This is a genomic window from Nisaea sp., from assembly GCF_017640745.1.
Classification (GTDB): Bacteria; Pseudomonadota; Alphaproteobacteria; order Thalassobaculales; family Thalassobaculaceae; genus Nisaea.
The window spans coordinates 1-14987 of sequence record NZ_JAEPQA010000020.1 but is presented as its reverse complement, the minus strand read 5'-3'; the positions used below and the strand labels follow the sequence as shown (position 1 = coordinate 14987).

The 14987-nt window shown below is 64.9% G+C and carries 15 protein-coding genes; 1 reads left to right on the top strand and 14 read right to left on the bottom strand.

Annotated elements, in window-relative coordinates:
- Positions 1-10: 10 nt before the first annotated feature.
- Genes JJ959_RS14520 through JJ959_RS14485 form a run of 8 tightly spaced genes read right to left on the bottom strand, consistent with a single transcriptional unit; the run spans position 11 to position 9772 of the window.
- Positions 11-706 carry an ATP12 family protein gene (locus JJ959_RS14520; protein WP_292884832.1) on the bottom strand — a complete coding sequence of 232 codons (696 nt, stop codon included), beginning with the start codon at positions 704-706 and terminating at the stop codon, positions 11-13.
- Between the two features lie 3 nt (positions 707-709).
- Positions 710-4105 (bottom strand): AsmA family protein, encoded by a 3396-nt coding sequence (locus tag JJ959_RS14515; RefSeq protein ID WP_292884829.1) that lies wholly within the window; start codon positions 4103-4105, stop codon positions 710-712.
- Between the two features lie 10 nt (positions 4106-4115).
- Positions 4116-4799: an HAD-IA family hydrolase gene (locus JJ959_RS14510; RefSeq protein WP_292884826.1), complete on the bottom strand. Its 684-nt coding sequence runs from the start codon at positions 4797-4799 to the stop codon at positions 4116-4118.
- The gene (locus JJ959_RS14505; protein ID WP_292884823.1) at positions 4800-5798 is read right to left on the bottom strand and encodes an RluA family pseudouridine synthase; all 999 of its coding nucleotides are present in this window, start codon (positions 5796-5798) and stop codon (positions 4800-4802) included.
- Positions 5795-6175, bottom strand: coding sequence for a fluoride efflux transporter CrcB (gene crcB, locus JJ959_RS14500; RefSeq protein WP_292884820.1), 381 nt, complete (start codon positions 6173-6175; stop codon positions 5795-5797). Before crcB ends, JJ959_RS14505 begins: the two co-directional genes overlap by 4 nt.
- The gene (locus JJ959_RS14495; protein ID WP_292884817.1) at positions 6172-7071 is read right to left on the bottom strand and encodes a hypothetical protein; all 900 of its coding nucleotides are present in this window, start codon (positions 7069-7071) and stop codon (positions 6172-6174) included. Before JJ959_RS14495 ends, crcB begins: the two co-directional genes overlap by 4 nt.
- Positions 7061-8359 (bottom strand): replication-associated recombination protein A, encoded by a 1299-nt coding sequence (locus JJ959_RS14490; protein ID WP_292884815.1) that lies wholly within the window; start codon positions 8357-8359, stop codon positions 7061-7063. Before JJ959_RS14490 ends, JJ959_RS14495 begins: the two co-directional genes overlap by 11 nt.
- 3 nt (positions 8360-8362) lie before the next feature.
- Positions 8363-9772, bottom strand: coding sequence for a Do family serine endopeptidase (locus tag JJ959_RS14485; RefSeq protein WP_292884812.1), 1410 nt, complete (start codon positions 9770-9772; stop codon positions 8363-8365).
- Positions 9773-9961: 189 nt separating this feature from the next.
- On the opposite strand from JJ959_RS14485, the gene JJ959_RS14480 reads away from it, so the two are divergent.
- Positions 9962-11083, top strand: a complete 1122-nt coding sequence (locus JJ959_RS14480; RefSeq protein WP_292884810.1) for a hypothetical protein — start codon at positions 9962-9964, stop codon at positions 11081-11083.
- 75 nt (positions 11084-11158) lie between these two features.
- On the opposite strand, the gene rplQ is transcribed toward JJ959_RS14480, so the two are convergent.
- From rplQ to JJ959_RS14450, 6 genes are all read right to left on the bottom strand, one after another.
- A complete protein-coding gene (rplQ, locus tag JJ959_RS14475; protein ID WP_193188641.1) occupies positions 11159-11596 on the bottom strand; it encodes a 50S ribosomal protein L17 in 438 nt (145 codons plus the stop codon).
- Between the two features lie 65 nt (positions 11597-11661).
- Positions 11662-12678: a DNA-directed RNA polymerase subunit alpha gene (locus tag JJ959_RS14470; protein ID WP_193188643.1), complete on the bottom strand. Its 1017-nt coding sequence runs from the start codon at positions 12676-12678 to the stop codon at positions 11662-11664.
- A 116-nt stretch (positions 12679-12794) separates the two neighbouring features.
- Positions 12795-13190: a 30S ribosomal protein S11 gene (rpsK, locus tag JJ959_RS14465; protein ID WP_292884804.1), complete on the bottom strand. Its 396-nt coding sequence runs from the start codon at positions 13188-13190 to the stop codon at positions 12795-12797.
- 35 nt (positions 13191-13225) lie between these two features.
- Positions 13226-13594 carry a 30S ribosomal protein S13 gene (rpsM, locus tag JJ959_RS14460; protein ID WP_193188647.1) on the bottom strand — a complete coding sequence of 123 codons (369 nt, stop codon included), beginning with the start codon at positions 13592-13594 and terminating at the stop codon, positions 13226-13228.
- Between the two features lie 182 nt (positions 13595-13776).
- On the bottom strand, positions 13777-14352 hold the full coding sequence (locus JJ959_RS14455; protein ID WP_292884796.1) for an adenylate kinase: 576 nt from the start codon (positions 14350-14352) through the stop codon (positions 13777-13779).
- Positions 14349-14987 (bottom strand): preprotein translocase subunit SecY (locus JJ959_RS14450; RefSeq protein ID WP_292884793.1); only part of this gene is annotated, 639 nt, incomplete at its 5' end. The genes JJ959_RS14450 and JJ959_RS14455, both read right to left, overlap by 4 nt.

The window sequence follows — 14987 nt, the reverse complement described above, 5'->3', positions numbered from 1 at the left end:
GTGCAGCGCGTCAAACCCGGCACATGGCGGCAAAGCGCGCGGCATTTTCCATGTCGCGGGCGAGCGTCTCGCGCCGCTCCGCGGCTTCCGAATCCTCGCCCCAGCGCTCGGCCTGAAAGAGCTCGTCCAGCAGCGCGAGCTCGACGCCCTTCCCGGCATCGATCCTGCCCTCGACCACCGCGAGCGCAATGATCAGCGAGCCGAGCCCGGTGGTGAGCTGGTAGAGGCCGGAGAGCACGAGATCGTCATAGGCGGCGACGGCGAGACGCAACGCTTTCAGCGCCGCTTCCGGCTGCTCCGCCGGCATGATCCCGGCAGTAACGGTGAGCCGGGCGTCGAATCGCCCTTCCGCCCAGTCGAGCAGCGGCTGCCAGGAGGCCATCTGACGTTCCGCCAGGTCTGCCGGCGCGTCGGCGCGGTAACAAACCAGATCGGAGCCGCCATAGGCCGCGATCTGGTCGATCACCGCCTCGCGCTGCGTCGTCACCCGGTCGATTCCGGTCGCCGCGAGCGACATGAAGGGCATGGAGCCGGGCTCCACCTTCTCCCCCTGCGCCTCCCACTCGGAAGCGATCGCTGCCGCCAGCGTCTCGACTGGCAGCAGCATCTGTGCTTTCGCCGGGGTCCGGATCGGCCGCCCGTCGAGCAGCACCTGATATCCGCCGTCCGACGATCCGACAGAGGCGGTCTTGTAGAAACGTTTCACGCGTTACTCCAGAAGCTTCTTGATCCCGCCAAAGATACCGTCAACGGCCTTCCCGGGAAGCTTGATGACTTCGTCGGCCGTTTTTGGAACTCCCGCCGGCTTGTCGGCACCCCCGTTGGCCTCGGCGCCGATCTTGGCAGCCTCCTCCGGGCTCATGCCTTCCGCCAGGGCGATGGCGGCCGGACAAGGATTCTCGCTGGAGCCGGACGAAACAAGGGGCAGCATCAGGGCGAGCGGGTTGATCGCCGTCAGGGCCACCGCCCCCGCGCCCAGCACGGCCGATTTCGCGGCGCCGGCCGGATCGGGATAGATTTTCGGATCCGTCATCGGCCCCGAGATCCGTATCGGTGTGGCGAGACTGACGAAGCTGAAATCCTTCGGTTTCGGCTGAAGAAGGAAATCCACCGTCTCCTCGCGCAGGTTGACGGTGCCGTCCCCGCCCACGGTCACCCGCGAGCTGTCGACCAGAAAGACCGTGGAATCCGCGTTCCCGTCCTTGATGTCGAAGCGGGTCACCATGCAGTTCAGCTTGCCTTCCTTGTCGGCTGTCTTGCCGATAAAGGGCAGCAGGCTGGTGACGAGGTCGGCGGCGATCAGCTCCCAGTAGGTGTTCGAGACCTTCCCGTCTTTCATGTAGACGGCCGCATGCCCGCTGACCGTGTCCATCGTCTCCCGCGGCGTCCGGCCGCGGGCGTTGAGCGCCAGCGAGGCGTTGCCGTAGCCGCTGATCACGTCGCTGTCGAAATATTCCCGGACCACGTCGCCGAAATGCGCTCCGGTCCAGGTGCCATCGACCGAGACCGCGGCCAGCGGAGGCTTGCTGCCGTCGATCGACGCCTGGAACTTCGCCAGACCCTCGTTGAAGATTCCCTCCGACGGGTAGACGGTCAGCACCCTGTCCGCCAGAGATGCGCGCAGATCGAGATTCTTCGCCGTCAGCCCCGGCATCCTCAGTTCACCGGCCTTCAGATCGAGGGATCCGTCCGCCAGGTCGAGAATTTCGACCGGCAACGGCTTGTCGAGCGGGTCGTTCTGCTTCTCGGACGGGCCGGAGGCCGACGGTGAATGCTGCTCACCCGCCGCCACCTGATCGTCGAGATAGGGCTCAAGATCGAGCAGGTTGCTTTGCAGAACGACATCGACCTTCGGCCGCTCGCCCTCAAGGCCGAGCTTCACAGAGCCGGTCAGGTCGGACCGGCCGATCCGCGCATCGAGCCCGGATAGGGTGAAACTGGTGAACTGGTCGCCGGCCTGAACCAGGGTGAGCTGCCCCTTGATCGCAACCTTCTCTCCGGAGATCGATCCGGCGATGTCGAAAGGCAGTGCCTGGCCTTTCTCGGCAAGAGCTTTGAGTGAGGGGAAGCGGCCGCCGATATCGACCTCTTCGGCGCCGAAACTGCCCTTGATCATGCCGACGAACGGCTCGGACATCGAAGTAGCCTTCAGAGACAGGGCCTCGACCCTGACCCTTTCGGACTCCGCCGCGCCGGCGGGCAGATAGGTGACGCCCGCCATATCGAGGCCAAAACTCCCGTCAACGGCCGACAGGATGGAGCCGATGGTGCGGCCCTCGCCCGTCAGGTCGACATCGATATCGGCCCGTCCGGCAGCGCGGCCGTCGATACCAAGTCGGCGCGCGGCAATGTTGAGGTCGACGTTCTTCCAGAGCACGCGGGACGAGAACCGGGTCTTCTCGCCCGCCGGCTCGATGCGCAAGGCAGCCTGCAGATGCGCCCGCGCGAGCATCATGTCTGGAATCGAAAGGGAAAGGACCTCGTCGTTCAGACTGACCGCGATATCGAGGTCGCGCACCTTGTCCTGTGCCGTCGCGACCTCGGCTGCCCGGACATGCGCTTCGCCGGAAAGCCCTTTCAGCACGATCTTCCGAAGCGGGGTATCGAGACCGATATCGCCCGCGTTCTCGATCAGGTTCAGAACTGCCTTCGGCTCGGTCCCGACGACATCGAGCGTGACCGCGAGCTTGGAGATCGCGAAGTCCCGGCCTGCGGCGGGCCCGGCTGGATCCTGGTATCGTACCGCGGGCATTCCCGCTTCGCCCTTGATACGGGCACCGGCGATCAACTCACCGATGCGGCTGCCCGAGGTTTCGATCTGCAGGCTGAGATCTCCACCGGCTTCAAACCCGGCGACATCGATCGCCGTTCCGGCGAGCCGGTCGAAATCCGCACCCTTGATGGAGAGATCGGCACGCGCAGCCAGCCCCCGTCCGTCACGCGTGACATCCGCTTCGAGCCGGATCGGCGAGCCCGCATAAATCGCCCAAAGCGGGGCAATGGAGAGTTTTCCGTCCCGCAGTTCCGCGGTCAGGGCAATATCCGACACATCTGCGGGGGTGCTCTTCAGATTTTTCACATTCAGCGAGAACGCGACTTCCGCGGCGTCCAGCCAGTCGGCCGGCACACGCTCGTCGAGCATATCCGCGATGCCGTCCGGCGTTGTTTCGCGCGGGCTGTCCGTACCGGATCCTTTCGCCAGGGCTTCCAGCGGGCGAAGGTCGAGCATTTCAGATTTGAGCGTGGCGGAAATCTTCGGGATCCTGCCGGATCCGTCGAACTTGAACTCGCCGGCAAGGTCGGAGGACAGCGCCGCGACCTTCAGATCCTGAAGCGCGATATTCACGGGGACGCCGTCCTCGTAAGCGAAGAGGAGCTTGCCGGAAACCTTGAAGGGCTCGCCCATGGCTTCGCCGGTAATGTCGAACGGCTGCGGCGCGCTCGCGTCCCCGAGGGAAACGGCGGGCGGCAGCTTGCCCGAAAGCGCAATCCGCTTGCCGTCCACCGACATGTCCACGATCGCATCGACGGGGTTTGCCATATCCGGCGCATCGAGATCGATCGAGGCGATGTCCACCTCGTGGCGAATGCCCTCCAGCGCGTCGTCATAAACGACGTCGACATTGATCAGCGTCACGCTCTTGATAACGGGGAACATGCCGCCGTGTCCGCCCGAGGAGGGATCGTCCTCTTCCCCGGAACCCTCCATTCCCGGAAACTCCCAGTTCGCGCGCCCGCCGGCATCGCGCTCGAGAGTTACGCTGGCCTGCTCGACGAACAGGCTCTCGACGATCACGATGCCGTCGAAGACGCGATTGAGGTCCAGATCGGCTTCCAGCACCCCGACGCGGACCATCTCGGGCGTCGCGCTCCAAGCGGCATTCTGGAAGCTGACATCCTCCGCACGGATTTTCGGGGTCCAGGAAAGTTCGTAGCTGAGCGGCCCCGCGATTTTCAGCGACCGGCCCGTCGCCTTCTCGACCTGCTCGGCCAGAAGCTTTTTCACATCCTCGGTGTCGAGCGTGAAGACGTAGACCGCCGTACCGGCAACCGCGAGGAAGACAAGCGCCAAAAGGGCCAATAGGCCGTATTTCAGAAAGCGCATCACGCCGCTCCTACTTGTTTGCCAAGAGCCGCTCGACTGCCCCATCCAGATCGTCGAAATGGTCGATAAGCGCGCCCGCCCCATAAGATTGGAGCGCATCCCGCTCATGATAACCCCAAGTCACGCCGACGGAGGCCACGGAGGCGTTCCGGGCCGTTTCGAGGTCATAGACCGTGTCACCGACCATGACTGTGTCGCGCGCCTCGACGCCTGCCTCGTCCATCGCCTGGAGAAGCATGCCCGGATGCGGTTTTCCGGGCGCCGTGTTCGCTGTCTGGATACTGACGAAATAGTCGATCAAGCCATGCACCTCCAACGCATGACGGGCCCCTCTGGTTCCCTTCCCCGTCGCCAGGGCGATGAGATATCCGGCCGCATCCAATCGCTCGATCACTTCGCGGGCGCCGGGCATCAGCGGTTCGTCCCGCTCGCCCCGGTCGAGCTTGCTGCGGTGATCGTCCCGGTAGGCCACCACCAGCCGCTGATAGACCTCCGGATCCTGCTCCGGCAGCAGAGACCGGAAAATGGTCTCGAGCGGCAATCCCACCCCGGTTCTGATCGATGCCGGGGCCGGGGCGGCGAACCCGTTCTCCGAGAATGCACGGGTCATTGAGGCGATAATATGGTGCTGACTGTCGATCAGCGTCCCGTCCATGTCGAAGACGACGAGACGCAGGGGATCGCCCGCCGCCATCTAGAAGGCCTCGCGCAACGCGTCGGCGCCGCCGTCGGGATCGAAGCCGAAGAACTGCCAGGCCTTCAGCATGTGTTCCGGCAACGGAGCCGACACCCGCAGCAGCTGACCGTTCGGACGCGTGACCTCGACCTCGCGCGCGTGCAGGTGCAGCTTCCGGGAAAGCCCCTCGGCGACCAGGAACGCCTCCTGCCCGCCATACTTGCCGTCGCCGACGATCGGCGTCCGGCGCTCCATCATGTGAACCCGGAGCTGGTGGGTCCGTCCTGTGACCGGGCTGAGTGCGACCCAGGCGACGCGCTTGGCCAGCTGCTCGACCACCTCGTAGTCGGTCTGCGCCTTCTTGCCCTCCTCGAAATCGACCGCCATCTTTTCTCCGGCCTTGCCCGGCAGCTTCGCGATCGGCAGGTCGATGCGGGCCGCCCTCGGCTTGACCTCGCCGACTACCAGCGCCCAGTAGATCTTGCGCGCGGTCTTGGCGCGGAAGGCGGCGGTGAGCCAGCGCGCGGCCGCCGCGGAGCGGGCGATCAACAGAACGCCGGAGGTGTCCTTGTCGAGCCGATGCACCAGCTTCGGCCGCTCCGGCTTGCCGAAGCGCAGGGCATCGAGCATCGCATCGAGATGGGTCTTCTGCCCGGTTCCGCCCTGGGTCGCGAGACCGGCCGGCTTGTCGAGCGCGATCACGTCATCGTCCATGAAGAGAATGCGCTGGCGCAGTTCCTCGGCGAGCGCTTCGTCGATTTCCGGCTGCTTCTTCGGCCGCGTGTCCGCCGAAGGCGCCGTGGTCTCGGCCTCGCCCATCGGGGGGACCCGGACCTGCTGGCCCGCCTCCAGACGCTGGTTGGCCTTCGCCCGCTTGCCGTCGACCCTGATCTCGCCCTTGCGGAGCAATTTCTCCAGCCGCCCGTGTGCGAGGCCGGGATAGTGCTTTTTGAACCAGCGGTCGACCCGCATCTCGGCTTCGTCGCCCGCGACCGGGACCGTCTTGACACCGCTCATGCGAAAATCGTCCTCATAACGGCGAGACCGCCGAACATGGCCAAGATGGCTCCCGCCACCGAAATCGCGACATAGAGCCCCGCGAGCATCAGATTGCCGCGCTCCGTCAGGAGCGCGAAATCGAGCGCGAAAGTGGAGAAAGTCGTGAACGCCCCGCAGAAGCCGACCATGAGGAAGGCCCGCGCCTCGAGTGGCAGGTTGAACCTGAAAGCGAGGCCGCCGGTCAGCACGCCGAGCAGGAAGGATCCGGCGAGATTCACCGCAAGCGTCCCGTAGGGAAAGCCGCTGCCGAGCCAGTGCATGGCAAGGGAGCCGACCTTATGCCGGGCGAGCGCCCCGAGAGCGCCGCCGAGCGCGATGGCGAGGAGCATGTTCATCCGCGCTTGCTATCCCAAGCGGCGCCGAATATCCAGCCTTCCCTTGCGGCGGCAGGATGCCGCGACTCCGCCCAGAGCGATGCGTCACCGCTCATGGCGCGCAATCCGGCGGCCGTAATCAGCGCGTCGGCCTCGTCCTCCGTCCTGATCTGCGGCACCGTGCCGTCCGAGACACCGTAGTACCGGCAGACGGCGGCGAGGTTGTCCCGCGCGCTCCAGGCGCGAGGATCGCCGGACGCGCGCTTGTAGAAGAGCCGGGGGAAAATTTCCGTCACCGTCAGGCTGCCGCCCGGCTCGGCATCGAACGGCCAGATCCGCACCGCGTCACCCCAGCCCCGGAGCCGGTGCAGCAGCCGCATGCCAGCAAGCGATCCGGTTCCGACATTGGCCGCGCCGATGCATTTGAACACCGGATGCGGCGTGGTGACGGAAGCAGCTGCCAGCTCAGTCTGCCGCTGGCGATGGCGGTAAAGCTCTCCAGAATGCCCCGGCGCCATGAAATAGTCCCGGTACGGGAGGTCCGTGCGCTGATAGAACGCCGCACCATAAAGTTCCGCTGCGGCCTCCGCCGAGCGTTCGACGAGGGCCCAGACTTCCTCGGGATGCTTCGGGGCCGCGTGCAGTCCCGGGAAATACGCTCCCGCGTCCTCGAACGGATAGCAGAACGCAAAATCGAACCCGGCAAGCACCCTCATGCCCTCGCAGATCCGCGCCTCGAGGAAGGAAAGCACGTCGAGGCGCGACCAGATACCGTGGTCCCTGAAAGGGTTCGGCAGCAGTTCCGGCATGGCTCCGCCCGGTAAGGCGGCCGCGACCTGGATACCCTTCGTGCGCGCGCCTTTCGCTCCGGACCAGTCGATCCCGAGATAGAGGTCGAAGCCGCCGTCAGCCCTCATCGCCGCTCCGCTGGCGGCGCAGCTTGTCCCAGTAGGCGAGCCGCTTCTGTACCTCGCGTTCGAAGCCGCGCTCGACCGGATTGTAGAAACGCTCGCGCTGCATGCCGTCAGGAAAATAGTTCGCCCCGGAGAACCCGTCCGGCGCGTCGTGATCGTAGGTATAGCCCTTGCCGTAGCCGAGATCCTTCATCAGGTTAGTCGGTGCGTTCAGGATATGTGCCGGAGGCATCAGAGAGCCGGTCGCCTTGGCAGAGCGCTTCGCCGCCCCCGCCGCCTTGTAGGCCGCGTTCGATTTCGGCGCGGTCGCAAGATAGATCACGCATTGCGCCAGCATCAGGTCGCCCTCGGGGGAGCCGATCCGGTCGAAGGCGTCCCAGCAGGCGAGCGCCTGGGGCAGCGCCGCCGGGTCCGCCATGCCGATATCCTCGGACGCGAACCGGGTCAGCCGGCGCATGATGTAGCCCGGATCCTCGCCGCCCGCGAGCATGCGCGAGAGCCAGTAGAGCGCCGCATCCACATCCGAACCGCGCAGCGATTTGTGCAGCGCGCTGATGAGGTTGTAATGCTCCTCCCGGTTCTTGTCGTAGACCGGGGCCCGGTGCTGCACGGTCTGGGCAAGCGCCGCCGCGTCGAGCAGCGGCTCCGGCGGCAGCAGGAAGACCTCCTCGGCGAGATTGAGAAGATAGCGCCCGTCGCCGTCCGCCATCGCCTTCAGCGCCTCGCGCCCCTGATCGGTCAGCGGCAGCTTGCGCCCCTCGATCTCCTCCGCCCGGGCGAGCAGCTTGTCGAAGGCGGCATCGTCGAGGCGGCGCAGCACCAGCACCTGGCAGCGCGAGAGCAGGGCGGCATTCAGCTCGAAGGACGGATTTTCCGTCGTCGCCCCGACCAGCACGACGGTGCCGTCCTCGACATAGGGCAGGAAACCGTCCTGCTGGGCCCGGTTGAAGCGGTGGATCTCGTCGATGAAGAGCAGCGTGCCGCGCCCCATCTGCCGGCGTTCCTTCGCCCTCTCGAACACCTTGCGCAGATCTGCGACGCCCGAGAAGACGGCCGACAGCGGCTCGAACTCCATGTCGGTGCCGTCGGCAAGCAGCCGGGCGATCGTGGTCTTGCCGCAGCCGGGCGGTCCCCAGAGCAGGATCGAGGCGACCCGGCCGCGCGCCATCATCCGCCCGAGCGGCGCCTCCGGGCCGAGCAGGTGATCCTGCCCGACCACTTCGGAAAGCGTCTGCGGCCGGAGCCGGTCCGCAAGCGGCCGCGGGGCCTCGCTCTCAAACAAACTTGCCACGTCCTATCCCTTGACTTCCGTCGTCAGCACCTGGCCCTCACGGCGGATCGAGATGCGCCAGGCATGCTGGCCGGCCAGCATCGCCTGCTCGAGCGTCGCAACCAGCTCGATCTTGGTGCCGTTGACCTCGATCACGACATCGCCGGGCCGGAGCCCGATACGCGCTGCCGGCGACTGCCGCGCGACCTTCAGGATCACGACCCCGCGTGCCATGTCATCGAGCCCCTGCTCGAGGGCGAAGGCCGGCGAGAGATTGGCGACCCGGGCGCCCGCGAGCGGATGCTGTCCCTGCATGTCGCGCACGTCCGGCTCCGGCTTGGCGAGGGGCGGCCGCATCGGAACCTTGACCGTCTGTAGTTCCCCACGGCGCAGGATCTCGATCTCGGCGATGCTCTCCAGCGGGCGCGTCGCGACGCGGTAGCGCAGCGCCTGTTCGTCGACGATCTCCCTGCCGGAGATCTTGAGAATGATGTCGCCCACGCGGATACCGGCATTCGCGGCAGGCCCGTCCGGATAGACGTCCGTAACCGCGACCCCGACAGGGCGCGGCAGGCCGAACTGCTCTGCAAGCGCCGTCGTCATGGTCTGACCGGAGACCCCGAGCCAGGGCCTCACGATCGCCCCCTTGTCCACGCCTTCGAGGATGGTGCGGACCATGTTGGAGGGCACGGCGAAGCCGATGCCGACGGACCCGGCGCCGCTGCCCCTCTGATTGCTGAAAATCGCCGTGTTCACCCCGACCAGCTTACCGTCCATCGAGATCAACGCACCGCCGGAATTGCCCGGATTGATCGCCGCGTCGGTCTGGATGAAGAAACTGTAGTCGGTGATACCGAGCGCAGTCCGCGCGAGGGCCGAGATGATCCCGCTGGTCACGGTCTGGCCGACCCCGAACGGGTTGCCGATCGCGAGTACAATGTCGCCGACCTCGAGCTCGTCGCTGTCGCGGATCTCGAGGAAGGGCAGGTTCTCGCCGTCGGTCTCGAACTTCAGCACCGCGAGGTCCGTGCGCTCGTCCTGGATCAGGATCTTTGCGTCGAACTCCCGGCGGTCCGCCAGCACGACCGTGATCTCGTCGGCGCCCTTGATGACATGCGCGTTGGTCACGACGAGCCCGTCCGCCCGCATGATCACGCCGGAGCCGAGGGACTGGGCCGTGCGCTTGCGGGTCTCACCCGGGAACACGTCGCCGAAGAACCGTCGGAAAAACGGATCGTCGAACAGCGGCGACACGCGCCGCTCCGTGACCTCGGCCCGGGCGTAGATGTTCACGACAGCCGGACCGACCTTCTTTACGAGCGGGGCAAAGGAATACTGGATATCCTCGCGCGAGGACGGCACCTGCTTGACGGTCTGGGCGATCGCCGGAACGCCCGCCAGAAGGGGAAGAAGAAGTCCCGCGGCAAGGGCCAAACGTGCCGTCCTGGCCAGGTACCTGGCGAGAGAAATGTCGAAAAACCGAGTGGAATCAGATCCCCGCATCAGTCGCTTTTCCGTTTGTTGTCACAAAAACCGGTCGAATGTACGCTATCCTATATGGGCTGACGGTGCATGGGGCAAAAGGGACGCACCAGACGCGCCGGGCCGGGAACGGAGGGGTTCATGCCAGGCGATCAGGACGCCGGGAAAGCCACGATCTCCAGAGCCGGAGAGCTTGCGGACGCGCTCAGCCATTTCGGAGACAGCGACCGCGAGATCGCGGCAGCTCAAGCCTGCTACGATTCACTCTACGAACTCGCCCGCGATCATAGTGGGTCCGCCGATGTCCGGGACCGGCTGATTTGCGGTGCCCTGCGCCTCGCGGCCTGTCATGCCCGGCGCAAGGAGCTCGCCGCCATCCGGGATGTCCGCGCGCGACTTGAGAGCTATGCCAGCGAGCATCCGGACGATCCGGGCATGCGCCGCGGCTATTGCGAGCTTTCGGTCACGCTCTGCCTCGAATATGCCCGCCAGGGAAAGGACCGGGAAGCGGACCAGACCTTCGAGGAGATCCGCACCATCGCGGCCCGACATCCGACGGACCGCCTGCTGCGTTCCACCCTCGCCAAGGCGATCTCGAACCGAATCGCGGCGCATTGCACCGAACGCCGCACTCGCCGGGCCCGCCATCTGCATCGCTCCCTCTGCGCCCTTGCGGAAGTGCCGAACAGCCGCCCCGACACCATGCTGCACAGGGCGAACGGCAGCTACAACCTGGCAACCTATCTCGCCCGCTCAAACGCCCCTGAGAAGGCGCTTGAGATCTATTTCGATCTCGCCCGTTTCGTCGAACAGCGCGGGCCTGATCCCGAGCTTGCGGAGGTACTGGCCGATGCCGGTTTCGCCCTGGTGACAGTCTTCGGCGACAAGGACGACCTCAGCTCGGCGGAAGCCGTCTACCGGGACCTGCAGCATCGCGCCGCTGTCGACGATGCGATGACCGGCAAGGCGTCGCTGGCGGCCTTCAACCTGATGACGGATTTTTGCCGGGACGGAAATGTCGGCAAGGCAAGGCTGGTTTATGACGATATCCTCGCGCTCTCGGCCGCCCGCCCGGAGGACGAGGAGATCGCCCTGGTCCATGCCAAGGCCTGCGCCAACCTGCTGCTGACCGCCGATGCGCTGGACGACGCCGCGCATGCGGACCTGCTGAGCCAGGAACTCACCCAGCTCGTCGCGGCCTGGCCGGACGATGCGGAAATCTGGGAAATCGCCGCCAACCTGGCACCGATCGACCACGCCTGAGCTTTTTCATTCGCGGACAAAAGAAAAGGCGGCCCGGAGGCCGCCTTCGCTTTTCGTCGATACGCGCGGGCGCGATCAGATCGCTGCCGGCATCGCGCCTTCGAGCTCTTCTTCCTCGACATGCACCGGACCGGAGTCCTGACCGCGGGCATCCTCGTCCCGGTCGACCAGTTCGATCACCGCCATCGGGGCGCTGTCGCCGTAGCGGAAACCGGCCTTCAGGACGCGGGTGTAGCCGCCCTGGCGGTCCTTGTAGCGCTCGGCGAGAACGTCGAACAGCTTGCGGGTCATGCCCATGTCCTGCAGCTGCGACATCGCCTGACGACGGGCGTGCAGGTCCTGACGCTTGCCGAGGGTGATCAGCTTCTCAACGACGCTGCGCAGGTCTTTCGCCTTCGGCAGGGTGGTGACGATCTGCTCGTGCTTGATCAGCGCGTTGGCCATGTTCTTGAACATTGCCTTGCGGTGGCTGGCGGACCGGTTGAACCGGCGGCCTTTAAAACGATGTCGCATCGCGAAAACTCCAGTTTCGTATCTTCAAGTGCCTCACGGCACTGCGCGTTACGGCTTTAGGCCGCTCAGAACGGCTCTTCCAGCCGCTTGGCAAGCTCTTCGATGTTGTCCGGCGGCCAGTTCGGGATATCCATGCCGAGCGCCAGGCCCATCTGCCCCAGAACCTCTTTGATCTCGTTGAGGCTCTTGCGGCCGAAGTTCGGGGTCCGGAGCATTTCCGGCTCGGTCTTCTGAACCAGATCGCCGATATAGACGATGTTGTCGTTCTTCAGGCAGTTCGCGGAACGCACGGAGAGTTCCAGCTCGTCCACCTTGCGGAGCAGGTTCTTGTTGAACGGCAGCTCGGTCTTTTCTTCGGTCTCGACCACCTGCTGCGGCTCTTCGAAATTGATGAAGAGCTGGAGCTGGTCCTGGAGGATGCGGGCGGCATAGGCCACCGCGTCTTCCGGGGTCAGCGAGCCGTCGGTCTCGACAGTCACGGACAGCTTGTCATAGTCGGTGACCTGGCCGACGCGGGTGTTGTCGACCTTGTAGGTGACCTGGCGCACCGGGGAGAAGATCGCATCGACCGGGATCAGGCCGATCGGCGCGTCTTCCGGACGGTTGGCGCTCGCCGGAACGTAGCCCTTGCCGGTCTCGACGGTGAATTCCATCGACAGGCTCGCGCCGTTGTCGAGGGTGCAGATCACCAGATCCGGGTTCATGACCTCGATGTCGGCGCCGGCCTCGATCATGCCTGCGGTGACTTCGCCCGGGCCCTCGGCCTTCAGGCGCATCTTGCGCGGGCCTTCGCTATGGGCACGGAGCGCGATCGCCTTGATGTTGAGCACCATGTCGGTGACGTCCTCGCGGACGCCGGCGACGGAGGAGAACTCGTGAAGCACGCCGTCGATCTGGACCGCAGTCACCGCCGCGCCCTGAAGGGACGACAGCAGGATGCGACGAAGCGCGTTGCCGAGGGTCAGACCGAATCCACGCTCCAGCGGCTCCGCCACGATCGTTGCCTTGCGGGCGGGATCCGAACCCGGTTGCACATCGAGCTTGTTCGGCTTTATCAGAGCCTGCCAGTTCTTCTGAATCACGGGAGTGACCTCATCGCTATCGAGACCCGCGGGCCTCTAACTTATGCTTTCGGCCCCGAAACCGACTGCTTCGGGGCCAAGGCGCTACCGGTAGGACGGCCGAAGCCGCCCGCCTCTTAGACCCGGCGGCGCTTCGGCGGCCGGCAGCCGTTGTGCGGGATCGGCGTGACATCGCGAATGGAGGTCACGGCAAAGCCGACAGACTGCAGCGCGCGCAGAGCGGACTCGCGCCCCGAACCCGGGCCGCTGACTTCGATCTCAAGGGTCTTCATGCCATGCTCGGCGGCCTTCTTGCCGGCATCCTCGGCCGCGACCTGCGCCGCGTACGGGGTGGACTTACGGGAGCCCTTGAAGCCCATCGCACCGGCGGAGGACCAGGAAATCGCATTGCCCTGGGCGTCGGTGATGGTGATCATGGTGTTGTTGAAGGACGCATTCACGTGCGCGACACCGGAAGTGATGTTCTTCCGCTCGCGGCGCTTGACGCGTGCCTGGGTCGGTTGCTTAGCCATTTACTGCCCTTCCGGCTTTTCGGGACGAACCCGAATTACTTCTTCTTACCAGCGATAGCCTTCGCCGGGCCCTTGCGGGTCCGCGCGTTGGTGTGGGTCCGCTGACCACGCACCGGGAGGCCCTTGCGGTGCCGCAGGCCGCGATAGCAGCCCAGATCCATCAGACGCTTGATGTCCATCGCAACCTTGCGGCGCAGGTCACCCTCGACCACCTGGTCGCGGTCGATGACCTCGCGCAGGCGCGCGACTTCGTCTTCGGTCAGTTCATGTACACGGCGCTCGCGCGGGATTCCGACACTCTCACAAATCTTTGTGGAGGTGGTCCGGCCGATACCATGAATGTATGTCAAAGCAATCTCGACACGCTTTTGCGTCGGGATATTCACGCCTGCGATGCGCGCCACGAGCAAACTCCTCAGTACAACGCTTGTCAGCGTCCAACAAAATTACGGGTCATTTGACCCAGGCACCGAACTCGGAAAATTCGCGCAAGCGAATACGCACGGTTTCTCCGAAACCGAGGGCGCGGATTATACGCAACCGGATTGCCGAGTCAACCGGTTTACCCGCACCTCAAAACCCAAACTCAGGCCGCCGCGATCGCGTCGATCTGAGCACTCACCTCTTCGATGGAGGCCATGCCGTCCACCGTCTTCAGCGCTCCCTTGGCCGCGTAATACGGCGTGATCGGAGCGGTCTGTTCCTTGTACACGTCGAGGCGCTTCTTCAGCGTCTCTTCGTTGTCGTCGCTGCGGCGCTCGGCTTCCGGCGTTTGTGCGATCCGGGTACGGATGCGGTCAAACAGGATGCTTTCGTCGACCTTGAGCTCGATCACGTGATCGATCTTCAGGCCCTTGTCGGCCAGCATGACGTCGAGGGCTTCGGCCTGCGCGACCGTGCGCGGGAAGCCGTCGAGAATGAAACCGTTCTTGCAGTCCGGCTCGTCGATCCGCTCGGAGATCATCTGAACCATGATGTCGTCGGAAACGAGACCGCCGGAGTCGATGATGCTTTTTGCCTTCAGGCCGACCTCGCTGCCGGACGCGATCGCCGCGCGCAGCATGTCGCCGGTGGAGAGCTGGACGATCTTGAACTTGTCCTCCAGGCGTTTCGCCTGGGTCCCCTTACCGGCACCCGGAGGGCCGAGCAAAATCAGATTCATCGACGTTTCCCCCTCAATTTCGATTTTTTGATCAGGCCCTCATACTGGTGCGCCAGCAGATGCGACTGGATCTGGCCCACAGTATCCATGGTCACCGTCACGACGATGAGCAGGCTGGTTCCCCCGAAATAGAAGGGCACCTGATATTGGCTGATCAGGATCTCCGGCAGGATACAGATCGCCGCGAGATAGGCGGCACCCAGCACCGTGAGCCTGGTCAGAACGTAGTCGAGATAGTCGGCCGTGTTCTTGCCGGGACGGATCCCGGGCACGAAGCCGCCATATTTCCGCAGGTTGTCCGCGGTCTCCGCCGGATTGAAGACGATGGCGGTATAGAAGAACGCGAAGAACACAATCAGCGAAACGAAGATCGCCAGATAGAGCGGCTGGCCGCGTCCAACCATCGCGGTAAAGGTGGTGAGCCATTCCGGCCCGCCGCCACCGGCCGTGGTCATCTGCGCGACCGTCACCGGCATCAGCAGGATGGAGCTGGCGAAGATCGGCGGGATCACGCCCGACACATTGATCTTGAGCGGAAGATGGGAATTCTCGCCGCCGAACATCCGGTTGCCGACCTGGCGCTTCGGATATTGCACCGTGATCCGGCGCTGCGAGCGCTCGATGAACACGATGCC